The 24,373-nt window shown below is 39.7% G+C and carries 16 protein-coding genes and 2 tRNA genes; 11 read left to right on the top strand and 7 right to left on the bottom strand.

Going from position 1 to position 24,373, the window contains the following annotated elements; genetic code table 11:
• The first annotated feature begins 201 nt into the window (after positions 1-201).
• The 4 genes from WKU26_RS09670 to WKU26_RS09685 all read left to right on the top strand — a co-directional run bounded on the left by WKU26_RS09670 (position 202) and on the right by WKU26_RS09685 (position 4,859).
• Positions 202-2,841 (top strand): DNA gyrase/topoisomerase IV subunit A, encoded by a 2,640-nt coding sequence (locus WKU26_RS09670; protein WP_340321835.1) that lies wholly within the window; start codon positions 202-204, stop codon positions 2,839-2,841.
• Positions 2,842-2,852: 11 nt separating this feature from the next.
• Entirely contained in the window at positions 2,853-3,701 is an 849-nt protein-coding gene (locus WKU26_RS09675; RefSeq protein ID WP_340321836.1) for a DUF3316 domain-containing protein, read from the top strand.
• Between the two features lie 3 nt (positions 3,702-3,704).
• A complete protein-coding gene (locus WKU26_RS09680; RefSeq protein ID WP_340321837.1) occupies positions 3,705-4,715 on the top strand; it encodes a S41 family peptidase in 1,011 nt (336 codons plus the stop codon).
• 62 nt (positions 4,716-4,777) lie between these two features.
• A tRNA-Leu gene (locus WKU26_RS09685) sits at positions 4,778-4,859 on the top strand.
• Positions 4,860-4,955: 96 nt separating this feature from the next.
• On the opposite strand, the gene WKU26_RS09690 is transcribed toward WKU26_RS09685, so the two are convergent.
• From WKU26_RS09690 to WKU26_RS09705, 4 genes are all read right to left on the bottom strand, one after another.
• Positions 4,956-6,668, bottom strand: a complete 1,713-nt coding sequence (locus tag WKU26_RS09690; RefSeq protein ID WP_340321838.1) for a TlpA family protein disulfide reductase — start codon at positions 6,666-6,668, stop codon at positions 4,956-4,958.
• Between the two features lie 14 nt (positions 6,669-6,682).
• On the bottom strand, positions 6,683-7,936 hold the full coding sequence (gene hflX, locus WKU26_RS09695) for a GTPase HflX (RefSeq protein WP_340321839.1): 1,254 nt from the start codon (positions 7,934-7,936) through the stop codon (positions 6,683-6,685).
• A gap of 199 nt (positions 7,937-8,135) precedes the next feature.
• Entirely contained in the window at positions 8,136-9,593 is a 1,458-nt protein-coding gene (locus WKU26_RS09700) for a RagB/SusD family nutrient uptake outer membrane protein (RefSeq protein ID WP_340321840.1), read from the bottom strand.
• Positions 9,594-9,614: 21 nt separating this feature from the next.
• Positions 9,615-12,680, bottom strand: coding sequence for a SusC/RagA family TonB-linked outer membrane protein (locus tag WKU26_RS09705; protein WP_340321841.1), 3,066 nt, complete (start codon positions 12,678-12,680; stop codon positions 9,615-9,617).
• A gap of 216 nt (positions 12,681-12,896) precedes the next feature.
• On the opposite strand from WKU26_RS09705, the gene WKU26_RS09710 reads away from it, so the two are divergent.
• The 3 genes from WKU26_RS09710 (at position 12,897) to WKU26_RS09720 (ending at position 18,504) form a co-directional block, all read left to right on the top strand.
• Positions 12,897-14,057: a site-specific integrase gene (locus WKU26_RS09710; protein WP_340321852.1), complete on the top strand. Its 1,161-nt coding sequence runs from the start codon at positions 12,897-12,899 to the stop codon at positions 14,055-14,057.
• A 150-nt stretch (positions 14,058-14,207) separates the two neighbouring features.
• Positions 14,208-17,036, top strand: a complete 2,829-nt coding sequence (locus WKU26_RS09715) for a SusC/RagA family TonB-linked outer membrane protein (protein WP_340321853.1) — start codon at positions 14,208-14,210, stop codon at positions 17,034-17,036.
• Positions 17,037-17,055: 19 nt separating this feature from the next.
• Positions 17,056-18,504: a RagB/SusD family nutrient uptake outer membrane protein gene (locus WKU26_RS09720; protein WP_340321842.1), complete on the top strand. Its 1,449-nt coding sequence runs from the start codon at positions 17,056-17,058 to the stop codon at positions 18,502-18,504.
• 517 nt (positions 18,505-19,021) lie between these two features.
• Here WKU26_RS09720 and WKU26_RS09725 read toward each other — a convergent pair.
• Complete coding sequence (locus tag WKU26_RS09725) at positions 19,022-19,876, bottom strand: Cbp1 family collagen-binding glycoprotein adhesin (protein ID WP_340321843.1); 855 nt, start codon at positions 19,874-19,876, stop codon at positions 19,022-19,024.
• Between the two features lie 27 nt (positions 19,877-19,903).
• Positions 19,904-20,578: a 16S rRNA (cytidine(1402)-2'-O)-methyltransferase gene (gene rsmI, locus WKU26_RS09730; protein WP_178267075.1), complete on the bottom strand. Its 675-nt coding sequence runs from the start codon at positions 20,576-20,578 to the stop codon at positions 19,904-19,906.
• A gap of 167 nt (positions 20,579-20,745) precedes the next feature.
• Between rsmI and WKU26_RS09735 the strand changes: the two genes are divergently transcribed.
• The 4 genes from WKU26_RS09735 to WKU26_RS09750 all read left to right on the top strand — a co-directional run bounded on the left by WKU26_RS09735 (position 20,746) and on the right by WKU26_RS09750 (position 23,297).
• Positions 20,746-21,339, top strand: a complete 594-nt coding sequence (locus WKU26_RS09735; RefSeq protein ID WP_340321844.1) for a thymidine kinase — start codon at positions 20,746-20,748, stop codon at positions 21,337-21,339.
• 12 nt (positions 21,340-21,351) lie between these two features.
• On the top strand, positions 21,352-22,491 hold the full coding sequence (locus WKU26_RS09740; RefSeq protein ID WP_340321845.1) for an AI-2E family transporter: 1,140 nt from the start codon (positions 21,352-21,354) through the stop codon (positions 22,489-22,491).
• An 89-nt stretch (positions 22,492-22,580) separates the two neighbouring features.
• Positions 22,581-22,656 (top strand) — tRNA-Lys (locus tag WKU26_RS09745).
• An 89-nt stretch (positions 22,657-22,745) separates the two neighbouring features.
• Positions 22,746-23,297, top strand: a complete 552-nt coding sequence (locus WKU26_RS09750; RefSeq protein ID WP_340321846.1) for a methylated-DNA--[protein]-cysteine S-methyltransferase — start codon at positions 22,746-22,748, stop codon at positions 23,295-23,297.
• A gap of 37 nt (positions 23,298-23,334) precedes the next feature.
• Here WKU26_RS09750 and WKU26_RS09755 read toward each other — a convergent pair whose 3' ends face one another.
• A complete protein-coding gene (locus WKU26_RS09755) occupies positions 23,335-24,240 on the bottom strand; it encodes a nucleotidyltransferase (protein WP_178267071.1) in 906 nt (301 codons plus the stop codon).
• Positions 24,241-24,373: the final 133 nt, after the last annotated feature.

Here is a 24,373-nt window from a genome sequence, read left to right on the forward strand (position 1 = left end):
CGAGGTTGATTATACAAACGCCGCCGTCAATTATAGAAGACAACTAATACAATTGATATATTACATTAAGATAGAGTATAATTCACATTATAAGACCACTATCTACAACTTAGCACATCACAACTTTCTTCAAAAAAATTCGTCCTACTCTTTGTTTTTCTGTATCTTTGCTTGAACTTATATTTTTTGAGCAGATATTTTATGAGCGAAGACATATTGGATAGAGAAGAAACAAACACACCTGAAAAAGAAGAACATTCAGATTACAAGCCGGTAGACCAGACAGACGAAAACGTAAAACATCAGTTGAGCGGAATGTACCAGAACTGGTTTCTCGACTATGCATCGTATGTGATTCTGGAACGTGCAGTACCGCATATAAACGATGGTCTGAAACCTGTACAACGCCGTATCCTGCACTCTATGAAGAGACTGGATGACGGACGCTATAATAAAGTGGCTAATATCGTAGGTCACACCATGCAGTTTCATCCTCATGGTGATGCCTCCATCGGAGATGCGTTGGTACAGTTAGGACAGAAAGAGTTACTGATAGACTGTCAGGGAAACTGGGGAAATATTCTCACAGGAGACAGCGCGGCAGCTCCCCGTTACATTGAGGCACGTTTATCGAAATTTGCATTGGATGTGGTCTTCAACCCCAAAACTACGGAATGGCAGGCCTCGTACGACGGCCGAAACAGAGAACCGGTTACTCTCCCTGTCAAGTTTCCGCTCCTGCTCGCTCAAGGAGTGGAAGGTATTGCCGTAGGTTTATCTTCCAAAATTCTGCCTCATAACTTCAACGAACTGTGCGAAGCAGCCATTGCTTATTTGCACGGAGAGTCTTTCCAACTTTATCCGGACTTCCAGACAGGAGGTTCCATTGATGTATCACGCTACAATGACGGAGAACGAGGAGGTGCGGTACGTGTACGTGCCAAGATTTCAAAGATAGACAACAAGACATTGTGCATCAGCGAAATTCCATACGGAAAGACAACTTCTTCACTCATCGACTCCATATTGAAAGCCATTGAAAAGGGTAAAATCAAGGTACGTAAAGTAGATGACAATACAGCCGGAAAGGTAGAAATTCTGGTTCATCTGGCTCCCGGCGTGTCTTCGGACAAGACGCTGGATGCCTTGTATGCCTTTACCGACTGTGAGGTGAGTATCTCCCCCAACTGTTGTGTGATAGACAATAAAAAACCTCACTTTCTTTCGGTGAGCGATATCTTAAAGAAATCGGTCGATAATACCCTCGACCTGTTACGCCTGGAGTTGAACATCCAGAAAGGAGAGGCTCTTGAAACCTTACATTTCGCTTCGCTGGAAAAGATTTTCATAGAAGAACGTATCTACAAGGATAAACGCTTCGAACAGGCGGAAAATATGGATGCGGCTTGCGAACACATTGACGAACGACTGACTCCTTTCTATCCTCAGTTTGTACGTGAGGTAACCAAAGAAGATATCTTGAAACTGATGGAAATCAAGATGGCACGTATTCTGAAGTTCAACAAAGATAAAGCTGACGAACAAATTGCACGACTGAAGGCTGAGATAGAAGAAATCGATAATCACCTGACTCATATCACGGAATATACCATCGACTGGTACAGACGGATTCAGGAAAAATATGGAAAGAATTATCCGCGCCGTACCGAAATACGTAACTTCGACACCATTGTGGCAACCAAGGTAGCAGAAGCCAATGAAAAACTGTACATCAACCGCGACGAAGGTTTCATCGGTACAGGACTGAAAAAAGACGAATTCGTATGCAACTGCTCGGACATAGACGACGTCATTATCTTCTATAAAGACGGAAAATATAAAATTGTACGTATAGCCGACAAACTGTTTGTGGGCAAAAACATCTTGTACGTTAATGTGTTCAAGAAAAACGACAAACGTACAATATACAATGTAATCTATCGGGATGGAAAAGATGGTTTCTACTACATCAAGCGATTTAACATAACTTCTGTAGTACGCGACCGCGAATACAATCTGACACAAGGAACACTTGGTTCGAAAATTGTCTACTTTACAGCCAACCCTAACGGAGAAGCCGAAGTCATTAAAGTGATGCTTCGTCCTAATCCCCGCATCAAGAAACTGGTATTCGAAAAAGATTTCAGCCAGGTCAGCATCAAGGGAAGACAGACAATAGGGAATAAGCTTACCCGTTTCGAGGTGCATAAAATCACGTTAAAGCATCGGGGAGGATCTACCTTGGGAGGACGTAAGGTATGGTTCGACCATGATGTATTGCGACTGAACTACGACGGACGCGGACAGTTCCTTGGTGAATTCCATAGCGACGACCGCATCCTGATAGTAATGAAGAACGGTGAGTTCTATACTACAGACTTCGACTTGAACAATCACTATGATGCCAACATACAGCTCATCGAAAAATTCAATTCGGAAAAAGTATGGACAGCTGTTATTTATGATGCTGACCAGCAGAACTATCCTTATCTGAAACGTTTCTGTTTTGAACCGGTCATCAAACGTCAAAATTATATCGGAGAAAACAAGCGTAACCGACTGGCATTCCTGTCGGGAGAAGCTTATCCACGTGTAAAGGTTGTATTTGGAGGAGAAGACAGTAACAAGCAGCCGGTAGAATTCGAAGCAGCAGAATTTACTATCGTAAGAAGCTTCAAGGCTAAGGGTAAGAGAGTCACCAACTTCTGTACAGAAAGTATTGAAGAGCTGGAACCTGTCCATACACCCGAACCCGAAGAGGTTATAGAAGAAGAAAACAATACAGCTCCGGAAAACAGCGAATATCCTGCCGAAGACAACGGACAAATGAATTTATTTTAAGAACTATCTGCATGAAACAGTCTTTACTTACCTTTATATTAGGATTACTTTTCTGCCTTCCGGCTCATGCCCAGGAAGACAGTTTGCAGACTACCCGCTACGTTATGCGTTCTACACTTTTTGGAGCTGGATATAACAATGTACTGGACACTTATCTCACTCCACTGGAATATACAGGCCCGGAAATTCGTATTATGCACGAACGGATGAGAATGACCCGCTTAATGAAGGGAAACGTATCTACACAAAGCATCTTTCAAGTCCAAGCCTCATATACGGAAAATATTTCCCAGACAGCCAAAATGTATTACGGACTTATTAACTGGAGTTATGCCCTGCATTACCAGTTCCGTATCAGCGATCAGTTCAAGATTCTGGCAGGTCCCATGATCGACTTGAACGGAGGAGTCATCTACAACGAACGCAACTCCAATAATCCGGCTCAGGCCAAAGCATATGGAAGTATTGCTGCATCCGGAATGGCCATATACAAATTCCATATCAGACAATACCCTTTTGTATTACGCTATCAGGCTAATCTTCCTTTGATGGGTGTCATGTTTTCACCGGAATATGGAGAATCGTACTACGAAATATTTTCACTGAATAATGGAGGGAAGAATGTATTGTTTACTTCCCTGCATAATGCCCCTTCGCTCCGACAGCTCATCACACTCGACTTCCCGATACGGAAAACCATTATGAGGGTCGGTTACCTGTGCGACATTCAGCAATCTAAGGTAAACAATCTGAAGACTCACTCCTACTCACACGACTTCATGATTGGCTTCGTACGCAACCTTTACTTACTGAAAGGAAAAAATAAAATAAGCATGCCCGAAAAAGTAACTCCTTTTTAACTTATGAAACATATATTGCTCCTATTTATATTCGTATCCGGAATGTTTTTCCCTTCATGCATTCGTGAAGATGTATCCGGTAATACTCCGGAATCTAATTTTGAATCGCTTTGGAAAATCATTGACGAACAGTATTGTTTTCTTGACTATAAAAATCAGGAATATGGATTAGACTGGAATGAAGTGCATAGCCGCTATGCACAAAAAATCACTCCTTCGATGACTTCTGCCGAGTTGTTTGAAGTACTCTCGGATATGGTGAACGAATTACGCGACGGCCATGTGAATCTGAGTTCCGCACTGGCCACTTCGCAATACAGAGCCTGGTTCGACAGCTATCCCCGAAATTTCAGCGACAGTATACAAAGCGTCTATCTGAAAAAAGATTACGTAAACTCTTCCGGACTGACTTATCAAATACTGGAAAACAACATAGGCTATATTTATTGCTCAAGTTTTTCAAACGGAATAGGAGACGGTAATCTGGACCAGACTCTATACGAACTCCGCTTATGCGACGGACTGATTGTTGATGTACGAAACAACGGAGGGGGTAATCTGACTACTGCCCAAAAGTTGGCCGCCCGCTTCACCAACGAAAAAACATTAGTAGGCTATATGTGTCATAAAACCGGTCCTGGCCACAATGATTTTTCAACTCCTAAAGAAGTGTATATAGAACCATCCAACGGAATACGCTGGCAGAAAAAAGTGGCCGTTCTGACAAACCGCAGATCGTATAGTGCTACGAATGACTTTGTGAACTCCATGAAGCAATTTCCTAATGTCACCATAATCGGCGACAAAACAGGAGGAGGCTCCGGACTTCCCTTCAGTTCCGAAATCCCCAACGGATGGTCTATCCGCTTCTCTGCAAGCCCAATGTTCGATCCTCAAATGAATCAGCTGGAATTTGGTATCGACCCTGATGTAAAAGTAGACATGACTACGGAAGATATACAACGCGGGAAAGATACAATTATAGAAACTGCATGTAATTTACTAAAGAAATAACCTAAATATTTGGTAAAAATAAAAATATCATCTATATTTGCACTCGCAAAAGAGAATTTCTAGCGCATGTGGCGTAATTGGTAGCCGCGCCAGACTTAGGATCTGGTGTCGTGAGACGTGTAGGTTCGAGTCCTATCATGCGCACGAATTTCAGATAAAAAGAAAAATCCTAATAAACAATTGTTTATTAGGATTTTTCTTTTTCACCCCATATATAGTTTATAAAAAACGCTTCCAGCTTTACTGGCCGGAAGCGCGCAACAAATCTTTTCGTAATACATCCACTCCGGGAAATCCTACGTAACGATCCTGTAATTTCCCATCGTAACTGATAATGATATAACCGGGAATACCTTTTATACCATATGCCCGACATAAATAGTCCCACTGACTTTGTGTCAATCTATAATGTACACCTTTTATCTCCGTAATCGCTGTTTTCCAAATATCTTCCGGAGAAGAGGGACCTGTAACATACACATATACTACATCCTTAGAAATCACATCCTTACGCAACGAACGCATCGCCCACATGCTTCTCCTACAGGGTCCACACCATGTAGCCCAAAAATCAATAAGAACAGCTTTTCCTCTATAAGAAGATATAATAGACGGTAAAATATCTGCCCCAGAGACCAAAGAATCAAGTTCCGCTATCACATATCCATCTTCTGCTTTATTCTGACGGGTGATAGATTCTATGATTTCTGCTTTCTTATTAATATAGGTACACAACTCTGTCTGATGAAACCCTTTCATCACCTTTTTATCAGATGATTCTAATTTACGGTTTTTAATCAGATTACTGCATACCGATTTAGCCAAAACCACTTCCTTCCACATTTCAGACTGGGGTTGTCTATTATTATACAAAAGAGAAGCATAATCAGCATAGTCATATCCATACCATGCATAAGGAGACACAACTTCCTCTTTCACCTCCCCCTGCTTTGTTCCACGAATATAACTATCGAGCAGAAGATTCGTCTCCACATACTCCTTATATCCTTTTCCGGCCTCCTTATGATGATGAAGAGAAGTCAACAATTTATTCATATGTTTGTCAGAATCGGCCACAAGCGGATATCCCCATCTAGCCAATTCGGTATTCAAATTTTTCTCTCCGCCATCAAACCAGGCTTTCTGCTTGTCACGATAAAGATGCGACAGAACCCGGGATGCAGACATACTCAAACGAGGCAGATGGATATACACAGTCATCTCCTCACCCGGTACAAGAAACAAATCCAGCTGAGCGCGATTGATTTGCAACCTGGCACCACCTGCCATCAAAAGTTCTGCTTCAATATGGAAAGAGCCATCCTGACGTACTTTCACATTCCTTCCCCAATCATTTGGAAAAAGCCAGTCGGCATGACGGAAGACTACCTCCATTTCCATCTCTTCCGAATAGCCCAAAATATATCCATTGATAATCGTTCTTCCAGGCTGCAAACGAGGTTCCGGCAAAGAGGAAGTAGGAGTTAAATTTTGTGTTTCCAGAAAACTGGGTACATATACATAAGGTTCCGCTTCGTTCAACTGTATACCCCATATCTTCCATCCCTCTTGTTTCGACACAAAGTCGACAATCTGTACATCTCCCGGAATCGGCTCGAAAAACAAAGTCACTTCCATTCTCCCCGATTCAGGAATCCGCTCCGGCTCAGTCTGTCCGTCAATAGACAAACAATCAGACTCCCGAAGCATAAATTTTTGTGTTCCAGACGTCAAATAAGTATCTGATGAAATCACCGCCACCTCTCCTGGGGTTCCATAAAATACGGCATCTGCCTGAGTCTGCTCCTCAGTCAATACCAGACGCTTGAATTCTATGCGCGAGGTATTTGCCGTTACAAAACAAGGATTGTCTATATCACGCTTACGGTAAATCCCAGCCTGTATATGTAAACAAATCAGGCAAAAGACACAACATATCCAAGCCCATTTCATAGCCTTAAATAAAATTATTCTTCGTCGTACGTCTGATAAAGAAAGTCATTGTAAGGATACTTCTGTACATGAAGCTCACGTACCTTCTTATAAAGAACACTTCTCAATTCTTCAATATTTGTCTTATTGCGTGCCGAGATGAAGATACAGTTATCATTCATTCTTGCCATCCAGGTATTCATCAACTCTTCCAAAGTAATGTTTTCCTTCGTTTTCGGAGTCAAATCATCCTCCGCTTTTTCCACATATGTGTATGCATCAATTTTATTGAAGACAATCATAGTCGGCTTGCCTCCGGCTCCAAGATCAGCAATTGTCTTGTCCACCACCTGAATCTGCTCCTCGAAATCCGGATGAGAAATATCAACCACGTGCAAGAGTAAATCAGCCTCACGCACTTCATCCAATGTCGACTTGAATGATTCTACCAAATCTGTTGGAAGTTTACGGATAAATCCTACTGTATCGGAGAGCAAGAAAGGCAAGTTTTCGATAATCACTTTTCTGACTGTAGTATCGAGTGTAGCAAAAAGCTTGTTTTCTGCAAAGACCTCACTTTTTGCCATCAGATTCATCAGTGTAGATTTTCCCACATTTGTATAGCCAACCAAAGCCACACGAATCATGCGTCCGCGATTCTTTCTTTGCGTAGACTTCTGCGTATCAATCTCTGCCAAGCGTTGTTTGAGAAGAGACATACGGTTCAGGATAATACGACGGTCCATTTCCAGCTGAGTTTCACCCGGACCACGCAAACCTACCGAACCTTTACCTCCACCTGCACCGGAACCACCTCCCTGACGTTCCAAGTGGGTCCACAAGCGCTGCAAACGAGGCAACATATATTTATATTGTGCCAGTTCTACCTGTGTCTTGGCATTGGCAGTCTGCGCACGCATGGCAAATATATCCAGAATCAATGAAGTACGGTCCAGTATCTTTACTTTCAATTCATTTTCGATGTTTCTAATCTGCTTGGCAGATAATTCATCATCGAAAATCACCATACCAATTTCATTTTCTTCCTCTTCCTGAGCAAGCAGATATTCTTTTATTTCCTGCAATTTACCTTTTCCGACATAAGTTACAGAACTGGGGGTATCCAACTTTTGAGTAAAACGCTTCACAACCTCCGCTCCGGCAGTTTCTGCAAGAAAAGCCAGTTCGTCCAGATATTCATTTGTTTTACGTTCATTTTGGGTTTGAGTAATCAAACCAACCAACACAGCCTTCTCGGTCTGTGCTTCTGATATCACAAATTCTTTCATTCAGTTTCTTGTATTTCTTTGTCTTGCAAAGATATAATTTTTTCTTTATACAATCATCAAACGTTACTTGTATCGACGATTCACAATAGAAGTAACGTTTTTGATATTTGTATAAGCATAAAAAAGGAGTTAAAGTAGTCAGAGTATTTTTCAACTCCAACTGCTTTAACTCCTCCTATATTATTAATTCCCTATTCTATTAGAATCCAGGATTCTGTTTCAATGCTCCGTGAGAAGTATTGATATTAGCTTGTGGGATTGGGAACACAGCATTATAAGCACCTGGTTTAACCTCTTTTGCAACCGGGTTATTAATTGATTTTCCATTACGCCACATATCCCATGCCATGTGTCCTTCACCATTCAACTCCAGACGACGTTCTGTCAAGATATCATCCAAAGTTACACTGGTAGTAGTTCCAGCTACATAGTCTGCGATACGTTCCTTGCGCAAATCATCAATATATTTAGCAGCGGCTGTTCCATCATTAGTTTTGAATGCAGCTTCTGCAGCGATCAAATACATTTCAGACAAACGGAACACTCTTGCATTGTTTACATAAATCTGACCATCACGACCCGGATATTTCTGAGTATAGAAAGCTTTGTTTTTAGTTCCATCACTTTCTTCTTTAATCATACCTGTGCTTACACGAATATCCTTTGCATAATCCGGATTTTTCACAAAATCATCCACAAAAGAGTCACTCATTGCAGCTTCAGCATAACCAGTTGGGTCTGTATAATACCCCAACGAATTACGCTGTGGGTTATACTGCGAAGTAGTCTGGAATTCAAAAATGCTTTCATCTGTAAATTCTTTAGCCCATACAGAAGTATAATCTGCATATTTGTACAATGAATACGGACCTTCTTCGATAATTTTCTTTGCATCAGCCAAAGCCTGTTTGTTATGCTCAGTTGTACCATACACATTCACATCATCCAAATACAGGTTGACACGAGCGCGCAATGCCAAAGCAGCCCAATAGTTCATATGACCAGTTGTGCTATTCTTATCGTGTGTACTTTCAATAGGCTCCATCAGTTTAATGGCTTCATCCAAATCAGCCAAGATAGTTTCGTAAGTCTGCTTCAAAGTCGCACGTTCCGGTACAAATGTATAATCAAGAGTTTTTGTGACCAATACGATACCCATATCATCCATGCTCTTTGCTACAGTAGGAAGCTGTGCATATACACGAGCCACGTCGAAGTGGAATAAAGCACGTAAGGCATAAAGTTCACCCATACATGCATCTACCTCTTCACCAGTAAGACCAGCTGCCTTTGTCTGTTCCATTACCTTGTTTACACGAGCAATCGACTTATAGAACAATTTATAAATTGCTTCAGGTAAATTTCCAGTTGCTGTTGCCATATATTTTGAAATCTCAGTAGCTTGATTATTATTACCTACGCATTTATAATCACTACCTTTCATATCAGCAAACAAGCCAAAGTCGCCTGTATAGTTACCAAATTGACTTACAATACCTGTTTGAGTTGCATACACACCGTTTACGGCATATTTCAAGTCACTCACAGTCTGAATGGCAGAGCTTGAATCCCAAGAATCAGAAGGCTGCTTATCCAGGATGTCGCAAGAAGACAATGCCACAGCAAATGCAAATGCTGCTATATATTTAAATTTCATAATTTCTGAACAAGTTTAAGATTAGAATTCTAAGTTTACACCAAATACACAGCTCTTCAACTGCGGAGTATCTACCTGACGGTAACCGTTGATTGCCACATCCGGATCAACATTGTCTGTTTTCGCCCAGATTAGGAATGGGTTATTTGCACGGAAGTACACTCTCAGGCGGTTGATGTATTTCTTCACTGGAATGTTGTATCCTACAGTCACTTCACGCAGACGGATATTGTCTGTAGACTTCACCTGACGGCTTGAGAACTGGTCTGTACGACCCTGAGTAGACAGAGCTGCATAAACAGGTTTCGGATTAGCAGCGTTATCACCCGGTTTAGTCCAATAATCAGCAGCATCAGCTTCAGGAATAATACTTCCTAAACGAAGACCATCATTGTGAGTAAAATAGCCCGGATAATCGAACATATCACCACCGAACTGATAAGAAATCAGGAACGACAAGTCAAAATCTTTATAAGTAAAGGTGTTAGTCAAACCACCCATTACATCAGGTAATGCCTTTCCTACGATACCCCATCCAGCTTCTGCATATTTATTGGTAGTACCTTTCGAGTGGTCTGCTGGATCAACATACCACAGTCCTTCTCCGTTATCAGGATTCACCCCTGCCCATTCCGGTAAATAGAATGAATACATTGATTCACCTTCACGGTGGATGTACATCTGACCGTCACCGTACTGAATGTCCTTACCTTCCGGCAATTTATCAACAATTGCACGCTGATAAGTCAAGTTAAAGTTTGTAGTCCATGAAAAATCTTTTGTGGTAATATTCTGTGAGTTCACTTCAATTTCCACACCGTCGTTTTTCAACTGACCCAAGTTATTCCAACGGCTTGAGAATCCTGTTTCAAAGGCAGTCGGAACCTGAAACAACAAGTCTGTAGTATTCTTCAAATAATATTCAGCAGACAAAGTCACTTTACCGAACATATTCCATTCGAAACCTACGTTCAAGTTATTTGATTTTTCCCAAGTCAGTTTGCTGTTAGCCAACTGTGACCAATAAATAGCAGGGTTATTTCCATAACCAGCACCTGCATAAAGGTCCATATAACCATAGTAACCAGTAGGCAAGTTACCGTTTGTACCGTAAGAAGCCTTCACTTTGAAGTCTGTAAACAACGGCATATCTTCCATGAAACTTTCTTTGCTCAAACGCCATGCACCTGATACAGACCAGAAGTTAGCCCAACGGTTGTCTTTACTCAAACGAGAAGAACCATCGCGACGGAATGAAGCAGAGAAATAGTATTTGTCATCGAAGTTATAGTTCAAATTACCGAAGTAAGACATCATTGCAGAACCGTAATCATAACTTGAAGCGTTGTCTGGCTGCCCGTTTGACAATTCCGGCAAGCTGTTAGAATAGTTCTTAGCAACAGTAATAATCTGCAGCAAATTCTGGTCTTCCAACTCAAAACCTCCCATTACAGACAGGTTATGTACATCGTTGAAAGTGTCAGTATAAGTCAAAGTATTTGAACTTGTCAATGTAGAGTTCTGGAAGGTATAACGAGAACCCATACCACCTACAGAAGCACCGTTCACACCGTTACGATCCCAATACTCGAAGTGTTTGTTGTCGATATAGTCGTATCCGAAGATAGATTTGAAGAAAATCTTATCCAGGAAATGTAAGCTCAATTCAGCGTTTGTCAAGCTACGGAACATCTTACTCTGAATCCATTCCATTGCAGTATCGCTATCCTTACCACCCAGCATCAGGTGAGGGTTGCTTACCTGGCCATAACCAGCATTTGCATTGTATGTACCGTCTTCATTCTTTACTGGAGCAGTTGGATCCAAAGCGAACAGGATACCAAGCGGAGAACTTGTACCTAAACCTTGAGCCTGGTCATTCTGGTCACGGAAACCGTTCTGTGTAGTAGAAGCGATCATCTGTTTTACAGAGAAATCAGCCCAGTTATTGATTTTCTGGTCTACGTTTACACGGGCAGAGATACGCTGGAAATCACTTCCCAATACAATACCTTCGCTCTTGTTGTAACCTACACCTGCATAGAATTTAGTACTCTGGTTACCTCCGTTCAATGAAACCTGATGATTCTGAGTAACTGCTGTACGGTAGATTTCATCTTTCCAGTTTGTATTGGTATTACCTGAAGGATCGTTTACAAATGCAGCAACATCACCTTCCGATTCAACCAAAGCATAAGCATCATCTTTCGAAGAAGCATATCCATTTTCCAGATAGTAGTTAGCTACAGACTCACGGACATATCCGATATAGTCTTGAGCGCTCATTAAGTTGTACTGGTCAACAGCCATCTTGTTCCATCCCACTTCACCGTTGTAAGAAACACGAGTTTTACCGTCTTTACCGCTCTTAGTAGTGATGATAACCACACCGTTTGCAGCACGTGAACCATACAGAGAAGCAGCAGCCGCATCTTTCAACACAGTCATGCTTTCGATATCGTCTGGATTCAATGTACTCAATACACTCTGAGACTTTCCATAATAGTTCATATCACCATCCGATTTCATAACTACACCGTCGATTACATACAACGGAGATTTAGAACCGTTGATAGAACCCACACCACGGATATTCATTTCACCCATAGAACCCGGGTCACCAGTAGCAGAAGCTACACGCACACCGGCCATTTTACCAGAGAAAGCCTTATCCAAAGATTCTTTAGAACCAGAAGTAATCTGTTCAGCCTTGATAGTAGAAGCAGAACCGGTGAAAGAAGACTTCTTTGCTGTTCCGTAAGCCACAACCATTACTTCGTCCAACATTTCACTATCAGATTTCAAAACAACTTTCATAATAGGCTTGATTTCAAGCTCTTGAGTCTGCAAACCGATAAATGAAACCACCAAAGTTTTTGCTGAACTTGGCACATTAGTCAATGTAAAATTACCATCCAGATCGGTAACAGTACCAACAGTAGTACCTTTTACCAATACAGATGCTCCCACGATAGGTAAACCGTCTTCTTCAGAAGTAACAACACCTGTTACTTTAGAGACTTGTGCGTTTACCAGACCTATTCCTATCAACAGGAAGGTCATTAACAGCATCAATTTTCTTTTCATAAAAATCTCTCTTAAAGTTTAACCTTACAATTAATAATTATTGTTTTACTCTAAATCGAGTGCAAAAATAATAATAAAAATTAAATATCTTGCATTTTAAAAGCAAATCATGGCAAAAAAGCTGCTTTTTAACACTTTTACCACTGAAATAAGTATAAATAATTAATATTTATTGAATAAAATATAGACTTATGTAAAGGAGGAAAAGATATGTCAATGTATAAAATTAAGTATCGTATTGTATATAATCGTAAAAAGGTATTAAATAAGAAAGGAGAAGCACTTATCCAGATAGAAGCATATCTTGATAAAAGAAAAGTGTATTTTTCCACACATATTTATATATCTCCCGAACAATGGAATGCTCAAAAAAGAATTATACAAAACCATCCTCATCAAGAGGAATTAAATCGTATGATTGATGAATTTATCTTAAAGTTACAATGGAAAGAATTGGAGTATTGGAAAAAAAATATACCTATCACATTGGCAATATTGAAATCGGAAATCAGCAAATCCCATCTTTCCTCGGAATCATTTATTACATTTGGTAGAAAATGGGTAGAAAGTTCTTCAAAAAAGGAAAGTACTAAAAACAACTTGAAAACAACCTTAAATTTATTGCAAACCTATACACACTCTCTCAATTTTTCTGATATAAGGTATTCTTTTTTATTAAACTTTGAACATTATCTAATTAAACAACACTATGCAATAAATACGATAGCTAAACATATGTCACACTTGAAAAGCCTGATTAATGAAGCAATCAAACAAGGATATTTATCCCCAGAAGATTATCCTTTCCGGAATTATCATGTAAAAACAGGCCCTACCAGACATTCATATTTATTACCAGAAGAACTTGCGGCATTAGAGAAACTCACCATTCCATCCCAATGGAATCATCTTTCACACACACTGGATGCTTTTTTATTTTGCTGTTATACAGGGTTACGATATTCAGACTTCAAACAGCTGACTCCGAAAAATTTCATCTTTTTAAACGGAGAGCATTGGTTGATATTCCGCTCCATAAAAACGAAAGAAGAAATAAAATTACCTTTAAATTTACTATTTCATGGAAAAGCACTTTTAATAATAAAGAAATATAAAAATAAAGAATCTTTTTTCAAATTAAGGCCTAACCCTACGATAAACAAAGAATTGATACGATTGGGGAAAATGGCTCATATAAACAAGCACTTCTCTTTTCATACAGCTCGTCACACAAATGCTACATTATTAATATATAATGGAGTACAAATAACAACTGTACAAAAACTGCTTGGACATCGAAATATAAAAACAACTCAACAATATAGTAGTGTTTTCCCTGAAATGATAGTTAAGGACTTAAAACGCTGGCAAAAGTAAAAGATCTTAATTAAATAGAAAACAGGTAGAAACCTATATCAAACAACCTTCTCACAAAATACAAGAAGTAAGGTTATATAAATAGAAAAGACATACATATACCCTAATAATCAATAGATTAACAATATATAAAGTTCAGCAAAAACTTTGGTGGTTTCATTTATCGGTTTGCAGACTCAGGAAGTTGCAATTAAACCGATTATGAAAATTACATTAAAATCCGATAGCGAAATGCTGGACGAAGTGATGGTTGTAGCCTACGGAACTGTAAAGAAAGAATCTTTTACCGGTGCAGCAGCAGCTATGAATGCCGACAAGGTTCTAAAAGATATTCCCGTAACTTCTTTTGAACAAGCATTACAAGGTAGTGCACCCGGAGTTACTGTAAATGCCTCAAGTGGACAGCCTGGAGCAGGTTTGAGTATCCGCGTACGTGGTACAGGATCTATGAATGCCTCCAATGACCCTTTGTATGTCATTGATGGAGTACCTGTCGTTTCTGGCGATATTGCTGTTTCCGGCATTAGCGGAGACTCTAAAGCCTTCAATGTCATGGCTTCTTTAAATCCTGAAGACATTGAATCAATCACTGTATTGAAAGACGCAGCAGCAGCTTCTTTGTATGGTTCACGTGCCGCAAACGGTGTCATAATGATTTCAACTAAAAAAGGAAAAGAAGGCAAAACCCGCATTAACTTCAAAGCTACTGTCGGATTCTCTGACTGGGCTGTAAAAAACCGTGAAACTGTAAACGGAACACAACAGCGCGAATTGGCATACGAAGCTTATTACAATGAAGGCAAGCTCTACAAAAACATGAGTGATGAAGACGCAGCGGCATATGCAAAACAGTACACTGATGTTTATACTCCAGAATTAGAAAATTACGCAGACTGGAAAGGAGCCATGTTCCGTGACAACGGCTTTTCACAGAACTATGAATTCTCTGCTCAAGGAGGTAATGAAAAAAACACATTCTATGCTTCTTTATCGTATAAAAACGAAGAAGGAATGGCCTACAATTCAGGGGTAGAAGGTTTTAATGGACGTTTAAATTTAATTCACAAATCATCAGATAATAAATTCCAAGTTGGAGCAAGTGTAACTTTTTCTAAGCTTTTTTCTGAAATGGCTATGGAAGGCACCAGCTACAACAACCCATTCTGGATTACAAATACATATGTTACTCCTAACATCCCTATTTATAATGAAGATGGCTCATTCAACAGCAACATGCTTTTGCAGAACCTGAAGAATCCAGTAGAAAACAGAGGCTTGGAATCAAATACTTCTGATGTATTCAGAACAGCGAACTCATTGTGGGCTCAATACGAATTTATCAAAGGTCTGACTTTGAAACAAACCGTCAGCTACGATTTTATCCTGAACACCTCTGAAACCTGGTGGCCAAGCAATTCTCAGAATGGTTCAAACAACAACAAGAACGGTCTGATGATTAAAATACCCGATCAAAGACAAAACTTGTACTCTTCTACAGTATTAAACTACGCTCAGTCTTTTGGCAAGCACTCTTTCGATGTGTTAGCAGGATGGGATCTAGACATGCGTCATAGAGAATATGTACAGGCTGTCAATCAAAATTATCCTACCGATAAACTACCGGAAATGACAAACGCATCAAATCCTCAAGTAGCTTCTTCTGGATATGATAACGACCGCATGCTTTCATTTCTCTCACGAGTGAATTACGATTATGAACATAAATATTATGCTTCTGTTAATTACCGTCGAGACGGATCTTCACGTTTGGGAAAGAACCAGCGTTGGGCTAACTTCTGGTCTGTATCCGCTGCTTGGAGAATTTCACAGGAGAGTTTCATGAAAAATCTTTCATTTATTGATGATTTGAAACTACGTGCTTCTTATGGTGTGAACGGTACATTACCTACTGATTTGACCGGACATATGCAACTAATTGGCTACGGATATAACTATATGAAAAATCCAGGTTCATTACCAGTTCAATTAGCCAACCCCGATTTATCTTGGGAAAAGAACTATAACTTTAACATAGGTTTTGATGCCCGTCTATTCAATAGAGTTGGCATTACATTCGATTTCTATAACCGTAATACAAAAGATTTGCTTCAGGAACTTCCTGTTTCTTATGTAACCGGATTTAGCTCTATTCTAAAAAACGTAGGAGAAATTAACAATAGAGGTGTAGAAGTAGATATCAATGTAGACATGCTGAAAGATTGCCCAGTCGCATGGAATATGGGACTAAACTTGTCGCATAATAAGAATGAAGTAAAAAAACTGTATGGCGGCAAAGATATAATCGACGGAACTCATATTACTCGCGAAGGCGAATCTGTATATGCATTTTACTCTCGTGAGTGGGCTGGTGTAGATCCACAAACCGGTGAAGAAATGTGGGTACTTAATACTACAAACGAAGATGGCAGTCTGAACAAAGAATTGACTAAAGATCCATCAAAAGCTCAGCGTATTATTGTCGGTAAAGCAGACCCGACCATTATTGGTGGATGGAGAAACTCTGTTTCATGGAAAGGACTGGAAATGAATGCACTTTTCACATTCTCTTTAGGAGGTCATCTTTGGGATGAACAAACCCTGCTGTATACATCTACAGACGGAGCCACTCCTTATCTGGCACAAAGTGTAGATCAGTTAGACAGATGGCAGAAGCCGGGTGACGTAACAGATGTACCACGCCGTATTGCGAACTACGAATATTCACGTTACGGAAGCAGTCGTGTAATGGAAAGTTCAAATTACCTGCGTTTAAAGACATTAAGTATCTCATACTCATTGCCATCAAAATGGGTACATAGTGCAAAAATGAACTCTGTTCGTGTTTTCTTCTCAGGAAACAATCTGTTGACCTGGAGAGCTTATGATAACATCGATCCAGAACAGCCTGTTAATGGTTTTGTTTCTTGGGCATTCCCTGCATTGAAGACATTTACTTTCGGTATCGAAATAGGATTGTAAACAGAATAAAGCTAAACATATGAAATTAAAATCTATTATACTATCAACACTGCTATCGTCTATATTATTGACATCTTGCAGTGATTTCTTAGATGTTACACCTGATAGTGCACTTCCACCCGAAGAAGCTATCACAGAACAAAAAGACCTTGAAACAGCTCTAAGAGGCTTATATTATCAGTTGACTGATACAGGTATGTTTGGAAGTTATTTGCTGGTAAGAGGAGAAGTAGGAGGAGACGACACACAGACAATCAATTCCAATGCCAGCCGTACCGATAATTATTACCGTTTTATACATCGCGTGAATAACTCTCCTACAGCTATGTGGAGCGAGCCTTACAAAGCTTTAAATGCAGCTAATACTATTTTGGCTGCTATCAAAAATGTACCGGCATCGGAAGCACGCAACAATGCCGAAGGAGAAGCGTTGGCAATCCGTGCATTGTGCCACTTTGAATTGCTTCTCACTTATGGAGTTCCATATATGAAAGACAATGGAGCTTCCTACGGTGTTCCTTTGGCAACAAAAGTTTTCGGAGCTGAAGAGTTGCCAGGACGTGCTACCGTAGCTCAAGTTTACCAGCAAATTATTGACGATTTGTCAAACTCACTTAATCTGCTAAGTGAAGAAAAAAACTATGGACACATCAATCGCTGGGGAGCAAAAGGTTTGCTGGCACGTGTATATTTGTACAAAGGAGACTGGGATAATGCATTTAAATATGCTGATGAAGTAGCTCAAAAAGGTGGATTCAAACTTATTACCCGTGAAGACTATGTCAATGTATGGAGCCAGAAAGAAAATACCGAATCTGTATTTGACCTTGATGTAGACGATACAGAATCAGGTAATCTTGAACGATTTGGTTACGTAGTAGGTCCAAAAGGATACGGAGAATTCTGTACAACGAAAGCATTTATGGCTTTATTGAATGAAAATGAAGATGATATTCGTTTACAGTTGCTTACAGATGTAAACACAACTGATACTGAAGGAAATCCGGTAAAAGAAAAACGCTTCATGAACAAAGTCCCCGGCTACAATGGTGCTACTTCTGTAAATAATATCCGCGTAGTCCGTTTATCAGATATCTACCTGATAGCCGCAGAAGCTGCGCTGAGAAAAGCAGATAAAGATCAGGAAAAAGCCGATTTCTATTTGAATGAGATCATCAAGCGCGCTATTCCTTCTGCACAAACTGTTACTGCAACAGTAGAACTTGTTTTAAAAGAAAGAAGAAAAGAATTAAACATGGAAGGACATCGCTTCTATGACGCTATGCGTTTGGGATTGAAAGTTGAGCGTAAAACCACTGAAGGTAACGGTATTATCGATCATCACTTAGGCTCTACAGATTTAAATACCGTTACATGGGATGACTATCGCATAATTTTAGCTATTCCACAAGCTGAGATAGATGCCAACCCGAATTTAAAAAAACAGCAAAATCCAGGATATGAGTAATTTTATCTGAATATCATATTCAGATACTTTCTAACACTACTTCAAATTAAGAACCGAAATTTTACCCAAGATTGCATCATATTATGCTATCTTGGGTAATTTTATTTTATGAATACAAAATAGCAAACTTATCAAAAAACAGCTAAAAGCCATGATGCCCAAAAAACCTTAATGCCTCTTTACTCATATCTAAACAGCCATTGAAATAATACAGACTCCTATCAATAGCCTCACCATCCACTACTTGTGACTACTCCTCATTAATAACAACTGCAGTCCTTACCTGAAAAAACTCGATTTTTTTCAGGTAAGGACTGCAGTTTTACCATGTAAGGATTAAGCAAAAATAAAAACAAATGTACCGGATATATTCCTTACCTTAAGGAAATGAAAAGAAAGACTCTGCTGCAACAAGTAGTATAAGAGAATACAAACAGAAGTTTGAATAACAAAAAACCTCCTGCAACCCTCAAAAGGGTTACAAGAGGATCTGCTTAAACACTATAGTGATGAAAAGTTATTTCACCTGGATAACCAAATAACGGGATACGCTCCAGAACTGGTTGGGATTAGTAATTTTTAAAGTCAACTGACCTTTATTGTCTTTAACCAATTCATATGATCCTGCCGGATGAGAGGTCAACAACTCAGCGCGTTTAGAAAATAATTTAATTTCCTTTTCTGTACGGATATCAATTTGAGTGAAGTACTCCTGATTGAATTCTTTATCTTTCAACACATCACCCTTCTTCAGAATTTTCTGATCTTTCAATTCTGACTTTGTACCAAATACATACCATGCTGCATTCAGGGCCTTATCCTGTGCTGCCACAGTTCTTGCCTTAACTTCATTTTCTGCAGTCAGTTCGTCTACATTCTTATTCAGTCCTTCTACAGCCTCATCCAGTTCGGCAATACGGATATTTTTCGAAGCAAGTTCAGTCTGCAAGGTTTCAATCTGACGCTGCTTAGAGTCAAGTTCGGCTGTCAGATTCTTGATAGCCTTCTGCAGCTGAGCAGACTTATACCCACTGTTTTTCAGTTGAGCTTCCAATTTAGCAATCTGTTCCCGATTAGATTTCAACTTCTGACTGATAAACTGTATATCTTCTTTTATCTTAGCAGCATTCGATTTACTCTCAAGGCTTCCTCCTTGAAGGTCTACACGGTTTTCTGCCTCATTGATTTCACGAAAACCTTCCTGTATTTCATTGAATGAGCCCATAATTTCATCCAGTTCTGCATCTCGATTGGCAAGTTCCAACATCAAAGAGTCATTTTGAACCTGCAATGCATCTTTACTTTGTGTACCACTATTACATGAAGCTAAAAAAACTGCTCCACATAATGCTAAAAATACAACTTTCTTCATAAAGCTTAATTATTTATAGTTTAAAATTCAATCTTCTTTACCTGCCAAAATAATCACAATCTCTCCACGCGGTTCCGTTGCTGTAAAATGTGCCACAACTTCCTGTAAGGTTCCCCGTACACTTTCTTCGTGTATTTTGGATATTTCGCGACATACTGATACCTGACGTTCAGCACCAAAAATCTCCATAAACTGTGTCAGTGTTTTCAACAGACGATAAGGAGATTCATAAAAAATCATAGTACGTACCTCCTCTTTCAATGCGTTGAGACGAGTCATTCTTCCTTTTTTCTGCGGCAAGAACCCTTCAAAACAAAAACGTTCGTCAGGAAGTCCTGAAGATACCAATGCCGGCACAAAAGCCGTAGCTCCCGGAAGACATTGTACCTCAATGCCATTCTTCACACATTCACGCACCACCAAAAAGCCTGGATCGGATATTCCCGGTGTACCGGCATCCGAAATCAGAGCTATAGTCTCTCCGGCTTTCAGTCTGTTCACAATTCCCTCTACTGTTTTATGTTCATTAAATTTGTGATGAGACATCATTGCATTCTTTATTTCAAAGTGCTTCAGCAAAATACCAGAAGTACGTGTATCTTCTGCCAGTATCAAGTCTGCTTCCTTTAAAATACGTATTGCACGAAATGTCATATCTTCCAGATTACCCACCGGAGTAGGAACCACATACAGTCTTCCCATATACATTTTTTATGTTAATAAAGCAAAGATAGAAAGTTTTTGATTTGGCCGTCTACATCATTCCAATATTTAACAGAAGTTGTATCTTTCTTTTCCAGTATTACACAAATACATTTGTTTTTTACGTACATTTGCAACCATACAAATAAATATCAATACAAATCAATATGGTTGTTTTTTCAGAAGATCACAAACAGGAAACCTGTCGGAGAGGACGTATCGAAGTTATTTGCGGATCCATGTTTTCCGGCAAAACAGAAGAGCTTATCCGCCGCTTGAAACGTGCTACTTTCGCCAAACAGAAAGTAGAAATATTCAAGCCGGCCATTGATACCCGATATTCCGAGCAGGCTGTGGTTTCACACGACAACAACTCCATCCAGTCTACTCCGGTAGATTCTTCAGCCAGCATACTCCTGTTCAGTTCTGAAATAGACGTAGTAGGCATTGACGAAGCACAATTCTTCGACGATGGTCTGATAAACGTATGCAACGAACTGGCCAATAGAGGTATACGAGTAATCATCGCAGGACTTGATATGGATTTTAAAGGAATACCGTTTGGACCTATTCCAGCACTTTGTGCCATAGCTGATGAAGTGACTAAAGTACATGCCATCTGCGTGAAATGCGGAAACCTTGCCTATGTATCGCACCGTACTGTAGCCAATGACAAGCGAGTGCTTTTAGGAGAAAAACAAGAATATGAGCCTTTATGCAGATGTTGCTATCAGCAGGCTTTGCAAAAGGAACACAAATAAGCCTATAGTATTATGCTTACCCAAAAGAAAATTACCTTCGACAGCTTTATCAGAGGTATTTTAAGTGGAGCTGTCATCATAGGAATACTCTATCTGTTAAACAGATTGAGTGGAGCGCTGCTACCCTTTTTCATCGCATGGCTGATTGCCTATCTTACTTACCCTATGGTATTGTTTTACCAGAACAAATTGCATTTGAAAAACCGGGTTGTTTCTATTCTTGCAGTCATGCTTACACTGATTATTGTAATAGCAGCAGCTTGCATGCTCTTCATTCCACCTATGATAGAAGAAGGCATCAAGTTAAAACATCTGCTCGAAGTTTACTTTATAGAAGGAGAAAACCATTCCTCTATCCCGACTGCAATAAGCGAATTTATACGAAATAACATTGACATAAACTGGTGGGAAGAAACACTAAGCACAGAAAATATGGTAAAAGCAGCACAAAAGCTGATACCACAGGTATGGAACTTACTATCTACTTCATACAACATCGTGCTGGCTATACTGACAGGCTTTATTATTCTCTTGTACTTTTTCTTCATTCTGCTGGATTACGAACAAATAGCCAGCGGGTGGATTAATCTGGTACAAGCCAAACACCGCGATATGGTTATCCGTATCACCAACGATATAAAAGACAGCATGAACCGCTATTTCAGAGGTCAGGCTTTGGTTGCTTTTTGTGTAGGAGTTCTGTTTAGTATCGGTTTCTTAATTATCGATTTTCCTTTGGCAATTGGATTAGGTATGTTTATCGGACTACTCAATATGGTTCCTTACCTCCAAATCATAGGATTCATTCCCACAATTTTGTTAGCTTTATTAAAAGCAGCCGATACAGGACAAAACTTCTGGTGGGTTCTCGGACTGGCTTTATTGGTATTCTGCGTTGTACAGCTTATACAAGATACCATACTCGTTCCTAAAATCATGGGAAAGATTACCGGATTGAACCCGGCCATCATTTTACTATCTTTATCTGTTTGGGGATCTCTGATGGGAATGTTGGGTATGATTATTGCTTTACCTTGTACTACCTTACTGCTTTCCTACTATCAGCGTTACATCCGCAAGAAAGATCTTGCATTTTTATCAGAATCATACAGTTCTGATAATAAAGATGATACATCAAAAGAAGAAAAATAATTTCAAAAAAGTTATTGCATTATTTGGTAGTTTCATAAAAACATCATACCTTTGCACTCGCAATCAGGAAATGACTGCAATACAGGTCTGATTCGCTAGCTCAGCAGGTAGAGCACAACACTTTTAATGTTGGGGTCCTGGGTTCGAGCCCCAGGCGGATCACCAGATAAAGAAGAGTTACTTTTTAGTAGCTCTTTTTTTGTTTTACCCCCTTTCATCCAAATTCATTTAATATTGCCTTCTACCTTATCTATATGTTTTACATTTACTATTACACATCACCCATCGGTAAAATAACATTGGCAAGCAACGGCACACACCTCACCGGATTATGGATGGAAGGACAAAAATATTTCCCTTCGTATTTGCCTACAGACCATACCGCAATCTCACTTTCGGTCTTCAGGCAAACTCAAGAATGGCTGGACGCTTACTTTAAAGGAGAAAATCCTGACTACCTCCCCAATATCGAACTAAAAGATACTCCCTTCCGACTGGCTGTATGGGAAATACTGAAACACATTCCTTACGGAGAAACGGTAACCTATAAAGATATAGCCAAAGAAGTAGCCCGCCAAAACAACTGGCAAAGCATGTCGGCACAAGCCATCGGAGGAGCTGTAGGACATAATCCTATCAGCATTATCATACCTTGCCACAGAGTGATAGGAAGCAACGGAAGCCTGACCGGATATGCCGGAGGAATAGAACGAAAAATTACCCTATTGAAATTGGAGGGAATTGATACCGGAAAATTTACACTTCCTCCATCAAAAGACAAAAAAATCCTCTGCGATAAGCCGTAAGACATCATCACAGAGGATTATAGAATTATATTATTACTTAAAACAATTTGCTTGGATATTCCCCAGCATCTACCAATGCCTGAATCTTATCTACTACACTCTGACGGTCGGCAGCATAAGTCACACCAAACCATTTTGAAGTAGTATCCAACACTTTTACTGTAGCTGTTCCATCGTTAATCAACTTATTTACCATCAACGGAATAAAGTATTCAGCCTTAATATTCGAACCGTTTTCTTTCAGGAACTCTACAAAGTAGTCTTCCGAATAACGGAAATAGTCCGGAGTAAAGCCCCACATGTTCATTGAAACAGGAGTATTGTCTTCTACAGCCACCCATTCCCCCTGTTCGTCTTTATAGCTTACCGCACCATTGATACGCATAATTTCTGTACGTTCTACTACCGTTGTCAGATGGTCATTTTCGTCTGTAGAACAGATACCACGAGCTACGGTACCACTTTCAGACAAAGTATTACCTACACGGAATCCTACCATACAATAGTCGTTTTCTTTTCCTTCTGGAAGTTCCGACAAATATTTTCCGATTACCGCAAAACTGTCGCGACCATAAAAGTCATCTGCATTAATCACGGCAAAAGGTTCCTTGATTACATCTTTTCCCATCAATACAGCATGGTTGGTTCCCCAAGGTTTTACACGTCCTTCCGGGCAAGTAAAGCCTGCAGGCAATTTATCGATTGACTGGAATACAACTTCTACCGGAATATGATTTTCATATTTGCTGATAATCTTTTCGCGGAAATCCTGTTCAAAATCTTTACGGATTACAAAGACGATTTTTCCAAATCCTCCACGAATAGCATCAAATATAGAATAATCCATGATGGTTTCTCCATTTGGGCCCAAACCATCCAGCTGCTTCAGACCACCATAACGGCTTCCCATACCTGCAGCCAATACGAACAAAGTTGGTTTCATAAGTTTTTCAATTTTAATTAAGTATGCGCAAAGGTAAAAAGAATTATTATCTATACACACAGTTGACAAACAAAATGCTTCCAATATCGGTTATTTTATGTATATTCGCAATAAAACAATCATAATACCGAAA

The sequence above is a fragment of the Phocaeicola sp. HCN-40430 genome, assembly GCF_037890285.1.
GTDB classification, from domain to species: Bacteria; Bacteroidota; Bacteroidia; order Bacteroidales; family Bacteroidaceae; genus Phocaeicola; species Phocaeicola acetigenes.

Excerpts from the sequence above, each read along its gene's own strand:
- WKU26_RS09670 (WP_340321835.1), top strand. The coding sequence starts at position 202 with ATGAGCGAAGACATATTGGATAGAGAAGAAACAAACACACCTGAAAAA.
- WKU26_RS09675 (WP_340321836.1), top strand. The coding sequence starts at position 2,853 with ATGAAACAGTCTTTACTTACCTTTATATTAGGATTACTTTTCTGCCTT.
- WKU26_RS09680 (WP_340321837.1), top strand. The coding sequence starts at position 3,705 with ATGAAACATATATTGCTCCTATTTATATTCGTATCCGGAATGTTTTTC.
- WKU26_RS09690 (WP_340321838.1), bottom strand. The coding sequence starts at position 6,668 with ATGAAATGGGCTTGGATATGTTGTGTCTTTTGCCTGATTTGTTTACAT.
- hflX (WP_340321839.1), bottom strand. The coding sequence starts at position 7,936 with ATGAAAGAATTTGTGATATCAGAAGCACAGACCGAGAAGGCTGTGTTG.
- WKU26_RS09700 (WP_340321840.1), bottom strand. The coding sequence starts at position 9,593 with ATGAAATTTAAATATATAGCAGCATTTGCATTTGCTGTGGCATTGTCT.
- WKU26_RS09705 (WP_340321841.1), bottom strand. The coding sequence starts at position 12,680 with ATGAAAAGAAAATTGATGCTGTTAATGACCTTCCTGTTGATAGGAATA.
- WKU26_RS09710 (WP_340321852.1), top strand. The coding sequence starts at position 12,897 with ATGTATAAAATTAAGTATCGTATTGTATATAATCGTAAAAAGGTATTA.
- WKU26_RS09720 (WP_340321842.1), top strand. The coding sequence starts at position 17,056 with ATGAAATTAAAATCTATTATACTATCAACACTGCTATCGTCTATATTA.
- WKU26_RS09725 (WP_340321843.1), bottom strand. The coding sequence starts at position 19,876 with ATGAAGAAAGTTGTATTTTTAGCATTATGTGGAGCAGTTTTTTTAGCT.
- rsmI (WP_178267075.1), bottom strand. The coding sequence starts at position 20,578 with ATGGGAAGACTGTATGTGGTTCCTACTCCGGTGGGTAATCTGGAAGAT.
- WKU26_RS09735 (WP_340321844.1), top strand. The coding sequence starts at position 20,746 with ATGGTTGTTTTTTCAGAAGATCACAAACAGGAAACCTGTCGGAGAGGA.
- WKU26_RS09740 (WP_340321845.1), top strand. The coding sequence starts at position 21,352 with ATGCTTACCCAAAAGAAAATTACCTTCGACAGCTTTATCAGAGGTATT.
- WKU26_RS09750 (WP_340321846.1), top strand. The coding sequence starts at position 22,746 with ATGTTTTACATTTACTATTACACATCACCCATCGGTAAAATAACATTG.
- WKU26_RS09755 (WP_178267071.1), bottom strand. The coding sequence starts at position 24,240 with ATGAAACCAACTTTGTTCGTATTGGCTGCAGGTATGGGAAGCCGTTAT.